The 18,066-nt window shown below is 68.3% G+C and carries 5 protein-coding genes and 1 pseudogene; 2 read left to right on the forward strand and 4 right to left on the reverse strand.

What is annotated here, in order from left to right; all coding sequences use genetic code 11:
• Positions 1 to 168: pseudogene (locus WS89_RS33890) on the forward strand (multidrug transporter); the annotation flags it as partial.
• Positions 169 to 300: 132 nt separating this feature from the next.
• Here WS89_RS33890 and WS89_RS20735 read toward each other — a convergent pair.
• The 3 genes from WS89_RS20735 to WS89_RS20745 all read right to left on the reverse strand — a co-directional run bounded on the left by WS89_RS20735 (position 301) and on the right by WS89_RS20745 (position 2,857).
• Positions 301 to 1,014, reverse strand: coding sequence for a dienelactone hydrolase family protein (locus WS89_RS20735; protein ID WP_059503440.1), 714 nt, complete (start codon positions 1,012 to 1,014; stop codon positions 301 to 303).
• Positions 1,015 to 1,290: 276 nt separating this feature from the next.
• On the reverse strand, positions 1,291 to 1,602 hold the full coding sequence (locus WS89_RS20740) for a DUF4148 domain-containing protein (protein WP_059793119.1): 312 nt from the start codon (positions 1,600 to 1,602) through the stop codon (positions 1,291 to 1,293).
• A gap of 289 nt (positions 1,603 to 1,891) precedes the next feature.
• A complete protein-coding gene (locus WS89_RS20745) occupies positions 1,892 to 2,857 on the reverse strand; it encodes a GlxA family transcriptional regulator (RefSeq protein WP_059793143.1) in 966 nt (321 codons plus the stop codon).
• A 173-nt stretch (positions 2,858 to 3,030) separates the two neighbouring features.
• Here WS89_RS20745 and WS89_RS20750 point away from each other — a divergent pair, with 173 nt between their 5' ends.
• Entirely contained in the window at positions 3,031 to 3,672 is a 642-nt protein-coding gene (locus WS89_RS20750) for an HD domain-containing protein (RefSeq protein ID WP_059793121.1), read from the forward strand.
• An 18-nt stretch (positions 3,673 to 3,690) separates the two neighbouring features.
• Here the strand turns inward: WS89_RS20750 and WS89_RS20755 are convergent, their stop codons facing one another.
• The gene (locus WS89_RS20755) at positions 3,691 to 17,358 is read right to left on the reverse strand and encodes an LWXIA domain-containing protein (protein WP_059793123.1); all 13,668 of its coding nucleotides are present in this window, start codon (positions 17,356 to 17,358) and stop codon (positions 3,691 to 3,693) included.
• Positions 17,359 to 18,066: the final 708 nt, after the last annotated feature.

Consider the following 18,066-nt stretch of genomic DNA (forward strand, 5'->3'; position numbering starts at 1 on the left):
ATCAGCGCGCGTCTGGCACGCTGGACGAACCTGGTCGACCTGTACCGCGCACTCGGCGGCGGCTGGATCCAGCGCGCCGGCGAAGCGCCGCGCGCGCCGGATGCGCCGGTCGATTACGACAAGGCGGCCGCTCCGGCGCCTGCGTCGGCAACTGTGACGAACGGGTAAGCGCGACGCACGGCAGGAGCGGCAGAGCCGCGTCCGTTCATCGAACCGAACGGTTGTGAAAACGAACACGCCACGGACGCAAATCCGTGGCGTGTTCTTTTGTACCGTCGCCGCGCGGGGAGCGGCGTTACGTTACGCCGGCTTCGTCCAAAGCGTCCGGCCGAAGAACGTGAGCGTGCGATCCCACGCCATTTGCGACCACACCGGATCGAACTGCGTGCCGGCGATGCGGCCGGGGCCTACGGCCGTTTCGTTCGCGAACGCATGGTGTGCGAGATAGCGATGGAATTCGAAGCCGACCTTCGCATCGGTGAGCTTCTTTTCCAGTGCGTCGACCTGGTCGATCTTGAAGAACGCATCCTGCGTGCCCCAGTGGCCCATCAGCGGCACCTTGAGCTTGGCCGGGTCGAGGTAGTCGAGCGGCGGAAAGCCGTACCACGTGACGCCGGCATCCGCTTCGGCATGTTGCAGCGACAGCAGCGTGAGGGCGCCGCCCATGCAGAAGCCCGTCACCGCGACGCGCGGCGCCTTCGTCTTCAGGTACGCGACCGCGCCCGGAATGTCCTGCGACGCGGCGTCGCCGAAATCGAGGCCGGTCATCAGGTGGTGCGCTTCCTCCTCCTCGACCGTCGACTTGCCGCGATACAGGTCGGGCACGAGCGCGAAGTAGCCGCAGCGCGCGAGGCGATCCGCGACGCCGCGGATCTGGTCGTTCAGCCCCCACCATTCCTGGATGACGACGACCGCGGGCGCGCCTTCGGTCCGTGCCGGCGTGGCGAGATAGCCCTGCAGTTCCTGGCCGTCCGGGCGGCGAAACGTGATCATGGAACCGGATGTTTGAGACATGAAACCGCTCCTTTTCGAAAAATGCGCCGAGTGCGATATCGGGCCGACCAGCGGGCGTCGCGGTACCGCTCGCATGTGCGCTGGCCGACACCGACCACGCGGCCATTCTATGCGCAAACACCGGATGCTTGCGTGAACGGCGCCGCGCGGCACGCGGCCGACAAAGGCAGCGGACGGCCGGAAAACGAACACCCCGCCCCGATGAACGGGAGCGGGGTGTCGCGTGTACGGCGTGCGTATCGGAATACGCGGGAAATATGCCGGCGCGTATCCGGCTTACTGGCCGAAATAGATCGAGTCGCGGCCTTCCTGCTTGACCGCGATCGCGCGGCCGGCACGCGTGCCCGCAGCCGCTTGCGCGCCGTAGCCGGCTTCATCGGCGTTCGCCACGCGGGCCTGGGCGGTCTGCAGCGCACGCGGGTAATACTGATCGGACACTTCGGGCTTGTAGCCGGCCCGTTCGAGCTGGACGAGTTCCGCACGCACCTGGGCGCGCGTCAGCTGGCCCGACGGGTTCGATTGGGCGAATGCGCCATACGATGCGGACAGGGCAGTTGCGGCGACGACAGCGGTAATGAACGACTTCATGGTGACCTCCGGTTCTGTTGATTTCGCGCTTCGCTCGTGACGTTCAGCGGGTTGATTGCATCGTAACGATCGCGTTACCGGTCGGAAATACGCGTTGCGGCGAATCATTATTGCAACTGGGTAAACGATTCGCGCGACATGGGATTTAATCTGAAGATTGCCGGCGCGAGGGAGCAGGCGCGTGGCCTTCTGGGAGCGATAGGGTCGATCGGTGAAGCAGCAGTGGAATGAACGGTTGAATCGCATTCCGAATTATTTCGGCGAACCTGCCGGCATTGCGCGTTCCGCATCACGCAGTCAGGGTCGCCTGCCGCTTCCGGTATTCGGCGGGGGTAATGCCGACGTGCCGGGTGAACGCTCGCCTGAGCGTATCGACGTTCGCGAAGCCGCATTTCGCGGCGACCTGCTTCGGCGTGTCGTGGCCGTTCTCGAGTAGCTGGCGCGCGGCCGAGATGCGGGTCGCCTCGACCCATGCTGCCGGCGTCATGCCGACTTCCGCGCGGAACAGTCGCGCGAAATGGCGCGGGCTCATGCCCGCATGCTTCGCCATCCCGGCCACCGAATACTCGAGTTCCGGGTGGGCGGCGATCCAGCGCTGGACTTCCTGCAGAACGGAACGCCCGGCGGGGCGTGCCTCGCCGTTGCGGCTGAACTGGAGCTGCCCGCCCGGGCGCTTGAAGAACATCACCAGTTGCGCGGCGACGCGCCGCGCGATCTCGCGGCCGAGATCCTCCTCGACCAGTGCGAGTGCGAGATCGAGCCCCGCCGTGACGCCGGCGCCGGTGCGCAGCTTGCCGTCGCGTACGTACAGTGCGTCGGCGTCGACGGTGACGGACGGATACGCTTTGGCGAGTGCATCGGCGGCGGCCCAGTGCGTGGTCAGGTGGCGTCCTTTCAACAGGCCGGTGGCCGCGAGGAGGAACGCGCCGGTGCAGATCGAGCCGTAGCGCCTGCTTTGCACGGCCGCCGAGCGCAGCCACGCGAGGACGTCGGTGCGCAATACGATCCGGCCGGCGTGCGGCGCGCCGGCGACCAGCAGCGTGTCGAGGCGTTCCGGGACATCAGGCGCGATCCAGTCGGGCAACACCCGTGCGCCGGACGAACTGCAAATCGGCCCGGGCCCGCTCGCGATGACCCGCAACGTATAGAACGGCTTGCCGCACTCGGTGTTTGCTTGCGCGAACACGTCGAGCGGCGCGGAGACGTCGAGCAGTTGAACGCCCGTAACGGCGAAAATACCCACGACCTTCGGCATGATCGATTGCATGTGGTATCGAACGCGATGCGCAGCAGTATAGGGGCGCTTCTTTCGCCGTGCAGGCACCGTGTCCGTTCGTCGCGCGAAATGGCAGGATCAGGCGTGATACGTCCATAGGAGACATCGACCGGAATCCGGAAAATCGAGGATGTCTTCCATGGAGGTAGATCATGACTGTGAACGTTGCCGGCATCACCCTTCCCGATACGCGTCTGACGCGCGAGATCACCGAGCTCGTGCGCGATACCGAGTCCGAGCTGCTGTTTCACCATTCGAGCCGAGTGTTCTATTTCGCGGCGCTGGCGGGCCGGCGGCGCGAGCTCGAGTACGACCCCGAGCTGCTCTATTGCGGCTGCATGTTCCATGACATGGGACTCACGCACCGGCACAGCAGCGCATGCGAGCGCTTCGAAGTGGACGGCGCGAATGCCGCGCGCGACTTTCTGAAGGGCAACGGGATTTCGCAACAGGACATCGATATCGTGTGGACCGCGATCGCTTTGCACACCACACCTGGCATCCCGCAGCACATGCATCCGGTCGTCGCGCTGGTCACGGCGGGCGTCGAGATGGACGTGCTGGGCCTCACTTACCCGGAATACAGCGATATCGAGCGGGAAGCGGTCGTGCGCGCGCATCCGCGCACGCCGCATTTCAAGGAGGACATCATTCAGGCGTTCTACGACGGCATCAAGCACAAGCCCGACACGATGTTCGGCAACGTGAAGGCCGACGTGCTCGCGGACAAGGATCCGCATTTCCGTGCGGGCAACTTCTGCAGCGTGATCCGGTCGTCCGCGTGGACCGGCTGAGCGGCGGGCTGGCGCGCATCAGCCGACGTTGATCGACTGCCCGACACGCAGCATGTTCGGCGCCGACGCCAGGCCCGGATTCAACTGCAAGATCTCGTTCAGCGCGCGCGCATCCTGCTGGTCGCGCGTCATCGCCTTGCGGTCGTCCGGCGGCACGTGCGCCGCGTCCAGCAGCGACTGGCGATGCGCGTCGGCGATCACCCACAGCGAATCTCCTGCCACGACGATGTACGGCTGCGCGGCCTGCGACGGCTGCGCGGAGGGTTGCGCGGGCACCGTATTGCCCGTCGTGCCGGTCCCGGGCGGCTGCGTTGCGGTCGTGCCCGGCGCGAGGCCGGCCGTCGGCGTGCCGGCGGTCGGCTGCGGCGGCTGGTGTGACGGCGGCGGCGGTGCCGGCGTCGACTGCGGCTTGTGCGGCGACGATCCCGAGCCACCCGACGGCGGGCCGAAGAACAGGCTCTGCAATTGCGTGAAACCCCAGATCCCGATCGGCACGAGGATGAGTGCGGTCGGGTATTTCTTGACCCAGCGCGTCGCGTTCGGGAAATGGGTGTTCAGGCGCGCGCCGAGCAGCATTGCCGTGGACGTCGCGGCCGTTGCCGCGAGCCCGTAGTGCCCTTTGTCGTATTGCGCGATCGTGCCTGCGATACCGCTCGCGACGCCGACGAAATCCGACGTCGAATCGATCAGGCGCACGACGCGGCTGCGCTTGTCCGCGTTCACGCGGTGCGCGCTGACCGCATAGACGAGGCCCGAATACGTCGCGGCGAGCCCCGCGCTCGCGGTCGTCAGCGCACCCGCGACGGTCGGCGCGGTCATGAGCCCGTGCACGCCGACGGCGATCGTCCCGGAATAGCCGACGATCGCGCTGCCGCGCCCGACGAGACCGAGGAACCGGCGGGAATTGCCGTGATGCAGCTGTGTGAGCGACGTGCCGCCGACCATGCCCTGCATGTTCGCGAGCAGATCGACCGACAATTCCTTGATCTGCGCGGCCGCATCGTCGAAGCCGATGAGCCCCTGCCGGTGCATTTCGACGAGGTGGCTCGCCTTCACGCGCGTTTCGTTCGTGAGCAGGTCGAGCTGTTCGAGCCGTGCCGGGTTGTAGCCGTGCACCGGCGCGGTCAGCTGCTGCGCGAGCGAGCGCTGCAGGCGGTCGAGCACGTCGTGCACCGCGCGCGGGTCGCCGCTCTGCAGGCTCTGCACCGCGCCCTGGTGCATCGCACCGAATACGCGGCCCGCGCGCGCGCCGACGAACAGCGCGGTGTTCGCGTGGGTCAGCGCATCCGAGCTCATCACGGTCATGCCGTTGAACACGTTCAGCGCCACGAGCGAGCTGGCGCCGGCCACCGTGCCGCCGAAGCCCAGCGACCACGCCCAGTCGCGCTTGCCGAACGACGGCCGGTGAACGCGCAGCGCGTTGAGCTGCGCGAGCGCGGCCTCCTGCGGGTTGCCGCGCTGGTGGCTCGGCTGCGCGGCGATGTCGCGGTTCACGATGACGGGCTTGGTTTCGTCGATCGCGAGTTTCGGATCGGCGGCCACCGCGCGCCAGAACGCGGTGCTCGATGCATTCGGGTTCGCATGCGCGTCGATCTTGCGTGCGGTATCGGGCTTGCCGTACAGGCTCAGCCAGCGCTTGCCGGCATCGCGCGCGCGCGCTTCGGCCCGGTTGGCGGGATCGGCGGTATTCCAGTAGTTCTCCTTCGCATAAGTGATCGTTGCCTGCCGTGCGCGGTCCATCAGCGCGGTCGTGTTCCCTTCGTACAGATCGGCGCGCAATTGCGCGAGCTGGTCGGGCTTCAGCCCATTCGCGAGACCGACGCGTTCGACTTCGGCGAACAGCACCTGATGCTGGTTCGCGAGCGTCTGCGCGCCGACCCGTTCGAACACGCGCGTGAGCGCGTCGGCACCGTGCAGGCGTGCGAGCTTGTCGGGCGCATGCAGCTTGTATTCGACGAGCTTGCGGGCGAGTGCGGCGGTCAGGTCCTGGTTCGCTACGAAGTCCGAGCCGTGCGTCGCATACGACAGCCCGAGATGAACCCAGTCGAGCTCCTTGCGCTCGAGCACGGCCTCGACGAGCTTCAGGTGGCCGTCGCCCGGCGCCGGTTCGAGCACGGCGTCCCAGCCGTGGAACGTCACCATCACATGCGGCGCGGGCGCGCCGGTGTGCTGCCGCGCCCACGTTTCGAGCGCGTCGAACGTGCGCACGTAGTCGTGGTACGCATCGTTGGTGCCCGCCAGCGTGCGCTGGTCCTCGGCCGACACGAGCGCGCGCGACGGCGCGGTTTCGAGACGCAGCACGAAGCCGCCTTCGGACGCCGCGTCGAGCCATTTGTGCAGATGGCCGAGGTCGTCGAGTTCGAGGTGGCGGCCCGTGCCGTCGATGTCGATTCGCGCGTTCGCTTCGTCGAACTGCGCGTTGTCGAGCTTGCCGAGTTCGCGCACGCGGCGGATGAAGGCGGGGTCGTGTTTGCGGCCGAGCGCGGCGGCCAGCGAATACGGATCGACCGCGACCGACACCACCGGCATCGCACCGCCGTAGCGTTTCACGAGTGCGAGCATCTCGGCAGGGTCGTCGCGCAACGTGAAGCCGCGCGCCATCAGCGCGAGGCGATCCTGGATCTCGGGTTTCGCGCGCGCATAGGCTTGCAGCGCATGCCGGTCCGCGGCCCGTGCGATCGACAGATAGGTGATCGCGCGCTTCGCATGGCGCGACACCACGTTCGCCGCATGGTCGGGCCGCGACAGCGGGCCGCGCCACGGCATGCTCGACGCATCGCGCGCGAGCCGCAACGGGATGCCGAGCGCCTTCATCATCACACTGTCGGCCATCATCACCTGGCGTGTCGTGCCGAGATCGAGCGGCTTGCCGCTGCGGCCCGCGAACGCCTTCACGCGCTCGTGCTCGGGGAACCAGTGGTCGACCTTCGCCTTGCCGAAGCGAAGAATCCATTCGGCGACCGTCGCGCTCGTCAGGCCGGGCTGATAGGTCTTGATGCTGAACGGTTTGCCGGCCGGCGCGGCCTGCGGCGCGGGCGACGCGGCCGGGGCGGGCGCCGCCGGCGCGTTCTGCTTGCCTTTCTTGCCCTTGCCGCGCGCGGGCTTTTTCGGCTCCGCGGACGGGCCGGCGGACGCAGTGCCGGACGCCGGATCGCCGGCAAGTATGGCCTGCTGGTTCTTCGCGGCTGTCAGTTCGGCCGCGATGCGGCTCTCCAGTACTCCGAACGGCGCGGACGATTCCGCCGCGGCCTTCCGCAACTGCTTGTCGAGTTCCGCTTGTTTCAGCGCATAGGCCGCGACCTGCGTCGGTCGCGTGCGCGCATCGAATTCCGCCGGGTCGAGCCGCGTCACGAGAAAGTGCCGGCCCGAGCCGTCCGGACCGCCGCCGATCTTCGTCTTGTCGAGGTCGACGCCTGGCTTGCTCTTGTCGGCGAAATGCGCGGCATCGTCGAACCATTGCAGCGTGCCGTCGCGGGTCGCGAGGATGCCGTCCGGCTGGTGCAGCGTGTCGATCAGCGCGCCTTCCGTGCCGTAGACGTAGATGAAGTATTCGGGGCCGACCTGGCCGAGATCGATCACGCGCCGCAGATGCAGCGTGTTCGCGCCGCTGAAATCGTGCACGTCGTCGGCCGATTTCGGCAGCAGGTTCGGCGCGACCCACCGGTTGGCGAGCGGCGTCGCGCCGGCGGGCGGCTTGCCTCTCGACTGAATCTTGCCGAGCCGGCGCTGTACGCGGTCGCTCGTTTTCATCGACGGCGGCTTTTGCTCGGCGATCGGCAACACCCGCTCGGCCGGCTCGAAGCCGCCATAGCGGGACACCACCGATTCCGGTAGCGAGGTCGGCACGAACACGACGCCCCGCCGGCCGTCGGGCAGGCCGCGTGCGCGGCGCCGGAAGGCGGTGCCGAGATCCTGCTCTCCGATCGACGCGTCGCCGACCGAGGTTTTCTCGTGATAGGACCAGCCGCTCCCACCTTGCTTGGGCACGGCATAGCCGAGCACCTTGCCGGTCTTCCTGTCTACCGCGAAGATCGTCGCGCTGTCGTCCGCGGCCTTCGCGGCCGCCTTGGGACGCTTGAATTGCGGTGCATCGGCGAGTTCGCCGATCTGCTCGACGACCTCCTGCGCAGGCGCGTCGCCGGAAGGCTCGGCATTCCACACGCGCTTCGAGTCGACGGCTTCGATCTTCGCCGCGCCGCCGAATTGCCGCAGCTCGTCGAGCGACACAGGCGACAGGTAGAAGTCGAATTTCGCGCGTGCTTCATGCGGCGTTTCGCTGCCGCTGCGCTTGCGTGGGCGTGTGCCCGGATAGAGCGCGTCGCGCAAGTCGTGCGACGGCGTGCCGCCGGGGTCGGCCGATTCGACCTGACCGGGCTGGCCGTGGGCATCGGTGGTCAGGCTCGCGACGAACTCGGGCTGCGGATGCGTGCCGTCGTCCGCCGGCCGGTCGGCATGCTTCGCGATCAGCACGTGAGCGTTGGGGCCCGCGTATTGCGCGAGGTCGCGGATGTCGGCCAACTGTGTGCCGTCGATCCGCTTCAGGTCGCGTTTGCCGTGCGCATCCAACCAGTCGGCCGCGCGCGCTTCGGGCGTGAGCGCAGGGGCGGCCGGCAGGAACGACGACGGGTCCGGCACCGGCCACATCATCATCGACGGCATCGTCCGCGGTGCCGCACCGGTTCGCCCGGCGTCGCCGTCGCGCAGCGCCTGCTCGGCTTGCGCGCGATACAGCGCACGGTAGACGGGGTTGCCGGGCAGCGAGGTCCGCGCGTTACCGAACGCGTCGGCGAGGCGCGCGAGGCCGGCTGCGTCGCCCGGCATCACATGATCGGCTTCGCGCGCGATCGCGTCGGGCAGCACCGCGTGCTCGGCGATGTCGACGCCGGTCGATGCGAGGATCTGCTTGCGCACCGCGAACGCGTTGGCTTGCGCGCGCGCCTCGGCGCGCAGCGCGCTTTCCGCGTACGCATCGGGGCTGCTGGTGTCGAGGTCGAGCCGGTTCGTCGCCACGTCGACCGCGTGCCCGACCTCGTGTGCGAGCACGTAGACGATCGTGCCGGCATTGCGCAGGCCGCCGTCGATCACGATCCGGCGCCGTTCGGCATCGACCTTGCTGCCCGCGCCCGCGCGGCCTTGCACGATCTCCCAGCGGCCGGGGTTCAGCAGCCGCAGTTGGTCGGCGAGCAGGCTCGACTGGTCGGCCAGCGCATAGGCGACATCGGGCAGCGGCGCACCGTCGAACCACATCCGGATGCGCGTGAAGAGCGACGGCTTCTGAACGAATGCGCCCTCCGGCAGCGACTCGCTGATCACCGGGTGTGCGAGTTCGACATGGCCGCTCGCGATGCCGCGTTCGAGCGGCTGGATGACGGCATCGATCATTCCGGGCGTGCGGTTGGTCGCCGGGTCCGGATGCGGAATCAGGACGGAAGGGTCGCTGAAGTAGAACTCGCCGCTCGCATCGAACAAACCTTCGAAATCGAACGACAGGCCGTGCCGCGCGGCAAGCTCGCGCATCGCGGCGAGCTGCCGCATCGATTCGCGCGTCACGCGTTTCGGCAGGATGCCGTGCATCACGTCGAGGCTGCCGAGCTCGGCCAGCGGGCTGTACAGCACCGCGACGCGCCCGTGGTACGTGAATGGCCCGTCGACCGTGACCGTGCGCATGCCGAGCTGCGTCAACTGGTCGAGCCCGCGCTTTTCGTGGGCCAGCATCGTGCGCGCCTTGTCGCCGCTGGCGTCGAACACGCCGATCGCATTGCGCTTGCCGAGTTCGAATACCGCCTTCGCGGTGCCCGCGCCGAGGAACGGGCCGAGCAGCGCGTCGGGATCGACGCGCCGCGACGGATCGCCGGCGACGTGCAGCCCGTGCTCGTCGACGGCGAGCGCGCCCGCATCGATCCGTTCGCGCGGCGACGGCGTGTAGCGCGTCCATGCGCTCGGGCCGCCGAACTGCATGCGCTGCGTGCCGTCGCTGCGCGGCTCGCCGAGCGTGCGGACCGTGCCGCTGTCGGGCACGTAGATCGTGCGTTGCCAGAGGTTCGCGAGCCACGCGGCGTGTGCCGCGCCGCCTTCGCCCGCGAGGACGATGGGTGCGCCGGCCCGTGCGGGCGTGAACGCGTGGCGATGATCGATCGAATAGTCGACGGGCGTGGCGGGGCGGCCGCGTGCGTCGAGCAGGCCGCCGGCCGCATCGGTCCGCGCGTGAACGAGCGTCAGCGGCTCGCCGTTCGCATAAGACACCGGACCGTTGCGCGAGAAGGACAGCTTCGGCGAGCCGCCGCTGAACCAGCGGCGCGGAAACGGCGATGCACGGTCCGCGTGCGCGAGGCTCCACTGCGCCTGTTCGTCGAGCGTGCGCGGCAATCGTGCGCCGCCGCTGCCGCCGGACGATTCGGTCGTGTGCGGTGCGGGCATGCGCAGCGCTGCGTTGCCCGATTGCTGCTGCCGATCCCATGTGCGGCCATAGAACGCACCGTAGCGTTCGCCGTCGCGGCCCGATACGGGAGCATTGCCGAATGCGTCGGCGAGGCGCGCGAGGCCGGCTTCGTCGCCCGGCATCACATGATCGGCTTCGCGCGCGATCTCGTCGGGAAGCACCGCGTGCTCGGCGATGTCGACGCCGGTCGATTCGAGGATCTGCTTGCGCACCGCGAACGCGTTGGCTTGCGCGCGCGCTTCGGCAAGCAGCGTGCTTTGCACGTACGCTTCCGGGCTGCTGGTGTCGAGCCCGAGCCGATCGTTCGACACGTCGGCCGCGTGGCCGGCTTCGTGCGCGAGCGTATAGACGAGCGTGCCGGTGCCGCGCAGGCCGCCGTCGATCACGATCCGGCGCTGGTCGACGTCGGTGCGGCTGCCGCGTCCCGCGCGGCCCCACACGATCTGCCAGCCATCCGACTTCAGCAGCCGCATCTGGTCGGCGAGCAGGCTCGACTGGCCGGCGAGCGCATAGGCGGCATCGGGTAGCGGCGCGCCGCCGAACCACATCCGGATGCGCGTGAAGAGCGACGGCTTCTGGACGAATGCGCCTTTCGGCAGCGATTCGGCGATCGCGGGATGCGCGAGCGCGATGCTGCCGTTGTCGATGCCGCGTTCGAGCGGCGCGATGACGTTGTCGATTTCCTCGAGCGTGGCGTCGATTTCCTCGCGGTCGTCCGTGCGGAATACGGTGGCCGGGTCGCTGAAGTAGAAGTCGCCGCGCGCATCGAACAGCCCCTGGAAATCGAACACCAGACCATCGCGCTCGACGATCTCGCGCATTTCCGCGAGCTGTCGCATCGATTCGTGCGTGACACGTGACGGCAACGCGCCGAGCGAGACGGCGCGGCTGCTGAGCTCGGCGAGCGGATGGTAGAGGATCCCGATCCGGTTGCCGACCGAGAACGGGCCGTCGATGGTCAACGTGCGCATGCCGTAGCGGCGCAGCAGGTCGAGTCCGTTGCGTTCGGTATCGAGCGCGTCGTAATGATTCGCGAGCTGGCCGTCGCGCGGCCGCGCGGGGTCGACGTCGTACAGGCCGATCGCGTTGCGCTTGCCGAGTTCGAACACGCTCTTCTCGATACCGGCCCCCAGGAACGGACCGATCAGCGCTTGCGGGTCCAGCCGCCGTGACGGGTCGCCTGCGACGTGCAGGCCGTTCGCGTCGACGGCGAGTTCGCCGTAGTCGATTCGCTCGCGCGGCGACGGCGCATAGCGGGTCCATGTGGGTGCGTAATCGAATCGCGCCTGCGCGCGCATGCTGCCCGGGTCGCCCATGGCCGCGTCGAACGCGCGGATGGTACCGCCGTCCGGCACGTAGACCGGCCGTTGCCAGGTGTTCGTGAGCCATGCCGCGGCGGCGTGGCCGTTGTCGGCGGCCAGGACCAGCGCGTAGCCGCTGCCGGCGCTGGTCGACGTGCCGGCGAGGAAGTGCGCGATCGAAAAGTCGACGTGCCGTGCGGGGCGGCCCTGTGCGTCGAGCAGCTGGCCCGTGGCATCGGTTCGGCCGCGGATGATCGTCACCGGTTCTTCGATTCCCGACGACGTGCGTTCGTCCAGGAACCGCAGCGTCATCTGTCGCGGCTCGTTGCGCCCGCGTTCGGCGAATGGCGAGATCGGCTCCGCGTGCGCGAGGCTCCATTGCACCTGTTCCTCGAGCGTGCGCGGCAGGTGCGCGCCGCCGGACGATTCGGTCGTGTGCGGCGCCGGCATCCGGCGCGGGGCGCCGCCGCCGCGTTTCTGCTTGTCCCAGATGCCGTCGTAGAAGGCCTGGTACGTCTCGCCGCGGCGGCCCGACACCGGCGCATCGGCGAACGTGTCGGCAAGCCGTGCGACCGTGCCCGCATAGTCGCTCGACGGCGTCCAGCGGTCGGCCTCGTGCTGGAGCGCGTCGGGCAGCGTCGTGTTAGCCGCGATGTCGCCGCCGCCTGCGAGATCGATCTCGTAGCGCGCCTCGAACGCGTTGATCTGCGCGCGCGCTTCGGCTTCGAGCGCCTTGCGCGTGAAGCGGCTGCGGCCGCTGTAGTCGAGCGAATCCAGCGTGCCGTCGATCGCCTCGAGCGCATGCTTGGCCTCGTGCGCGAGCGTGTACGTGATACTGCCCGAATCGTGCAGTCCGCCGTCGATCGTCACGCGGCGCCGCTTCGGATCGATCCGGCTGCCGCCGCCGCGCTTGCCGAGGCTCACGCGCCAGCCGGCATCGCTCAGCATTCGCAACTGCTGCGTGAGCGTGTCCGATTGCTGCGCGAGCGCGTGGACCGCGTCCGGCAGCGGCGCGCCGCCGAAACGCATTTGCAGCCGCGTGAACAGGCCCGGGCCGGCGAGCGCCGGGTCCGGCGGCGCTTCGGTGGTTTCCGGGTGCGCCGCGGCCGGTAGCGTGTGGGCGTCGGCCCGTGCATCGCGGGCCGGCTTCGGCCGGGATGCGTCGCGCGCGTCGTTCGCCGCTTGCGACGCGGATCGTTCGGCCGGCTTGACGAGCACCACGATGCGGTTCGGTGCACTGAATGCGCCGTCCAGCGCACGCGCCGTGCGAGCGGGCGGCTGCGGCAGGGCGGCGTGCGTGTCGGGATCGGCGGCGGTGCGCCGGGCCGTTGCGAGTACGACGACGGTGTCGTCGTTCGCGGGCGGAGGCGCGCGGCGCGTGGCGGGCGCTTCCGGATTCGTCGCGGGCGGCTCGGTTTCGACGACGCCCGCCGCATCGGCGTGCGCCGCCTGCGCGCTCGTGCCGACGACACGGCCGCCTGCCGTCGCTGCATCGGGAGCGGGCAGGTAGCGCGTGAGCGGCGCGTCGGCGCGCAGCGTGCCGTCCGGGTGCATCGCGTCCGGCGCGGCCGCGAATACCGGCCGCTGCCAGCGATTCGCGAGTTCGGGCGCGACGTGCGCGTCCGCCGCATCGGCGATGACGACGATCGGTTCCGCGACGTCGGCGGGCAGCGCGCTTGCCGCGCGCGGCCGCGCCGCCTCGGGCGTGGCCGCTGCCGGGTCCTCGCCGTTCCGCACGATGAAGAGCGTGTGTTCGCCATAGTCGAGCGCGTCGACCGACGGGCCGCGCGGCACCGACACGCCGGCCGGGTCGAGCGTCGCGGGCCGGGAGGCCGGATCGGCGTCGGTCAGGTCGATCACGCGGACCGGCGTGCGCGGCGCGACGCTGGCCGGCGCTTCGAGCGCGCCTGCGCCCGGTGTGCCGGGCGCCCGCGCGACGGCCGGATCGTTTTCCGCGCGCAGGTCGCTGCTGCGGCGATTCTGCGCGGCGACGTGCGAATCGGATGCGCGCGTTTCCTGCTGGTCCTCGTCGCGCGTGGTCCGTGCTTCGCTCGTGCGCTGCGCGTTGCGTGCGCTGGCGGTCGCGGTGGCCGTATCGTTCGCTTCGGTGGCGCGCGCCGCGGCTTCGTCGGCCGGCGTGGTTCGCGGCGCGCCGTCGGCTGGCGGCGCCTCGTCGCTTGCCGGCTGTCGCGGGTCGCTGCGCGCCGGGGCGGGCGTTTTCGCGACGAGCTTCGACGGCGCATTGATTTCGCCGTCGCTGCCGAACGACAGCCGGTCGCCCGTTTCCGTGACCGATTCGATCTTCGTGCCTTCGGTCCAGGTCTTGCCGGTCAGCTTGACGATGCTCAGTTCGCCGTTCTCGCCGAGGATCACCGACGTCCCCCGCGGCAGGTTGTTCAGGTCCTTGTTGTTGAGCGAGTCGAGCACGCGCACGGGCATGTTGTCGTAGGTGAGCACCTTGTCGCCCGCCATCAGCGTGCCGTCCTTCGCGACCTTGACGTCGACGCCGTCGAGCGACGCGCGCGTCGCGCCGAACGCAAGTTGCGACGGCTCGTTCCTGGTCAGGATTTTCTGCAGTTGCTGCCCGTCGATCGAGATGCGTTCGCCGCCCGCCGAGCGGGCGACCACCGGCCGGCCCGTGACGCGAACCGTCGCGTTGACCACGCGGTCCCGCACGCCGCCCGCGCCCATCAGCGCGACGTTCGTGAAGCCGGACTTGAGCGCATCCCAGCCGTGCTCGCTGTCCCCGTGCGCGAAGTCGATACCGGCTTCGACGAAGCTTTCGCCCGCGGCGCCGACGCCGGTGGCGAGCGACGTGCCGCGCACGATCGCGGTGGTCACTTTCGCGGCCTTCGCCGAGCCGGTGAGGGCGGTGATCGTCTTGCCGAACACTTCCGAGCCCGCGAACTTCGCCGCGCCGGCCGCGCCCATCGGTACGAGGTTGAGCCAGTCGCCGCGCGCGCCGGCGTCGGTGAACGGATTGATGCTCTGGTTGTGTTCCCAGCGCGAGCCGATATCGAGCGCGGATTTCGCCATGCTCGAACCGATCGCCGTGTCCATCATCACCGCGCCCGCGAAGTTCAGCGCGCCGCCGGCGAACGCGCCGACGCCGGTCGCGTCGAGCAGCACGCCGGCGCCTTCCATCAGCAGCCCGAGACCCATCATCCCCAGGTTCACCTTGCCGCCGGTCAGCGTGTTCAGCGCGCTATGGAACCAGTCGTCGTGATGCGCGGCCTTCTGCTGGTACTGCGCGTGGCCGTTGTCGTCGTAGCCGGTCACGAGATCGAGCGTGCCACTCGACGCAAGCTGGTTGTTGTCGAGGTAGTCGCCGATGTCGTCGTAATGCGCGGACGTGTCGTCGACGTACTGGACGTGGCCCTTGCTGTCGGTGACCTTGAAGAGCGCGCTCGTCACCATTCCGGCCGTCTTGTCCGAGTAGATCAGCGGCAGGACGTTGACCTGCGTGTCGCTGCCGCCGCCGAGCTTCAGGATTTCGCCGCGCACCTTGTCGATCGTGTCGAGCTTGTCCTTGTCGGTGTAGCGCACCGAGTCGTCGTTGACGGGCGCGGTGGGCGTGCCGGTGTCCGACGACGGCTGCACGTCGGGCGGCAGCCCGATCGCGATGCCGATCAGGTTGCGCTGCTCGTTGTCGGTCAGCTTGCCGAAATGGATCGTCGCGGCCTTGTTCGTACTCGCCCCGGCCTGATCGAGCAGCGATTGCGACAGCTCGCCCTGGTGCGCGCGGAAGAAGCCGTCGAGCGCGTTCGAATACGCGTCCTTGTCGTGCTGGCTTTGCGGATTGCGCAGGTTCTCGGCGAGGCTCGCATCGAACTGGTCGAGCAGCACCTGCTGATGCGACATCTCGGTCAGCAACTGCAGTTTGTTGACGGTCGCGTCGGCTTGTTGCAGGTCGTTGCGCGCCTGGTCGAGCTGGTCCTGGTACGGATTCGGACGCAGCGGCGTGCGCATCGGAATCTCGTCGCCGTTCACCTCGCGCATGCGCACCGGCGTCGGATTGTTCGCGTACCAGTCGTCGTAGGTTTTCTGTATGTCGGCGAGCTTGCCCTTCAGCACGCCTTGCTGCGTCTTCGCGTTCGCGAGCTGGAATTTCGCGGCCGCATCGTTGAACGTGTTGGACAGTCGGCCGTCGGCCGCGCGCAGCGCGCCCGCGACGACATGGAGCTTTTTCGCGTCGAGCGCGGTCTGGCCGGTCGCGGTGGTCGGCAAGGACGTGTTCGAGCCGGGCGGCTGCAGCACGAACGACGGATTCGTGAACAGCGTCGTGGGCGGCAGCGACGTCGACAGCGCGCCGGGCGGCGCCGACGTGCTCAACGACGATGTCGGTGTCTGCGTCGTCGATGGTGCCGGCGTGCTCGATGTACTCGGCAGCGACGTGCTCAGCGACGGCGACGGTTGCGCCGACGGTGCCGGCGGCGTTGCAGACGGCGGCGGATTCGTCGACAGCGTCGGCGTCGGGTTCTGCAGCACGAACGGCACCTTTGGCTTGAGCTGCGCGTCGATCTGCGCGCCGGCGTCGTCGTACTGCTGCGCGAGTGTCTGACCGTACGCGACGACGAACCCGTCGTGCGCGAGGCTGGCCTTCTGTTTCGCCTGTGCGAGTGCATCGGACGCGGCGGCGAGGTCGGTGTCGACGGTCGGATGCGGATCGAGCGAGTGCGGATTCGCGGTATGCCAGTCGTCGGACGCCGATTTCGCGGTGTCGTACTTGCCTTGCAAGTCGTCGACGGTCAACTGCGCGCCGAGCATCTGCATGTAGCTGCCGCTCGTGTTCGCCTGCGTGGTCGCGCGATCGAGCGCGGCCTTGTCGTCTTTCGCCGCGCCGGGCGTCGAGCCGATCAGGCACGCGCTGTCGGCGTCGTACTTCTGCTGCAGCGTCGTGACCTGCTGCGCGTCGAGCGACGCCGCATAGGCCGCGTTCGAGTAATTGGCGATCTTCGCGGCCTGCGCGATATTGGCCTGCACGGCATTCATGTCGACGTTGCCGTTCGCATCGGCTGGCGGCGGATCGGGCAGATCCACCTGCAACTGCAGCGGCGCGAGCGCATCGTTCAGCTTGCCGACGCCGGTATCGATCGCGTCCTTGTAGGCGGGATCGGCCATGTACGACTGGAACTGCTTATAGGCGAGATTCGCATTGCTGACGTCTGCCCAGTACTTCGCCTGAGCCGTTACCGCGCTCGAGGTCGCCGATTGCCAGTCGTCGTAGGCCTGGACCTGGGCGGGCGTCTTGCAATCGCCCTGCTGCGGGACGAAGTTCGGATTCGCCTTCGTCTGGTCGGGGAACAGCTTTTGCAGCGCCGCGAGCTTCGCATCGGCCTGCTGTTGCGCGGGCCCCTCGATTTTGTCGTTCGTCGGGTCGGCGCTGTACTGGTCGGCTTTCGCCTGCTCGCCGTACAGGATCCGGTAGCCGGCGTCGGTCGTCACGTCGAGTTCGCGTTGCGCGGTGTCGGCCGCATCGCGCGCCTTCGTGTAGTTGTCGCGCGCGGCCTTGCGCTCGTCGGGCGTCGCGTCGGGGTCGCGGTTCGTCATCCGCAGCACGCCCTGCGCGCCTTGCAGCGCTTGCTGAGCGTTGTCGTACCGGGTCTGAGCGTCCTGGATCACACCCTGGACGGCGCGCGTCGTGTCGTTGTCGACCGTGATCTCGGGCGGCGCCACGCGATATTGATCGGCCATGCTCTGGAGCAGGGCGGTGGCCGACGCGATTTCGGGGTTGGTCGGCTTGGACGGATCGGTGCCGAGATCGGCCTGCACGGGGATCGGCGGCGTGGTGATCGGGGTGACCGGGTTGGCCGGACCGTTGTTCGGGCCGTCGTTGGACGTACCGTCCGCATTGCGCGGCGGTTTCGATGCGAGGTCAGGGTCCAGCGTTTGCGACAGGAAACGCTGCCAGTTCAACCCCAAACCCATTCCGTCGATCGACAACATGCAAGGCTCCCGTCAGGCGCGGCCGTACGCAAGATGCACGCCGCCGGCGCCGCATGGCGCGATTTCGAGTGTACGGAAGCGCTCGGAGCGGACACGGGGGCGATTCGTAGCGCGCGACGAGGGGGAACGGGTCGGTGCGGGGATCGCTACGAGAAGCGATCATGTCCCGATAAGTGCGCGATGCAGAAGGCGGGAGATGAGGCGGCTTGCGTATCGATTCGATCGGGTTCGTGTGTTACAGCTGGCTTTCGGTGATGGTGTCCGCCTTACTTTCTGCTTTCGGTTTTATGATCAGGTATGCGAAGTAATTTGCAGCGGTGGAAGGGGCGGGTAGCAGTAGGCAGTGCGGTATGCCCTGCATCGAGACGAGGAATTCGGGCGACACGAGTTTGGAGAGCGGATATTGGCGCGCGAGGAACAGGGGCCGGTACGGCGGGTGATGCACTTTTTTGTGGTGGATTGGTGTTGTCGGATGAATTGCACCGATATCCGATGGGAGAGGCCGGCTGCTGGCTGGAGCAGTCGGTCGACGTGTAATCGGCAGAGTTCGACGTGTTAGCGCGGGACGCGACCAATCGGGCTGGGGAAAAGAGGCGGCTCCTTCACTTCACGTAGCACCATTGGAAAATTGTTACGTGACAACTTCGCGTCATCACGCTCAATGATTTTATATACTGAATTTCTGGGCCCCATCATCAGGGCGAATCT

Source organism: Burkholderia sp. MSMB1072 (assembly GCF_001524725.1).
Lineage (GTDB): Bacteria > Pseudomonadota > Gammaproteobacteria > Burkholderiales > Burkholderiaceae > Burkholderia.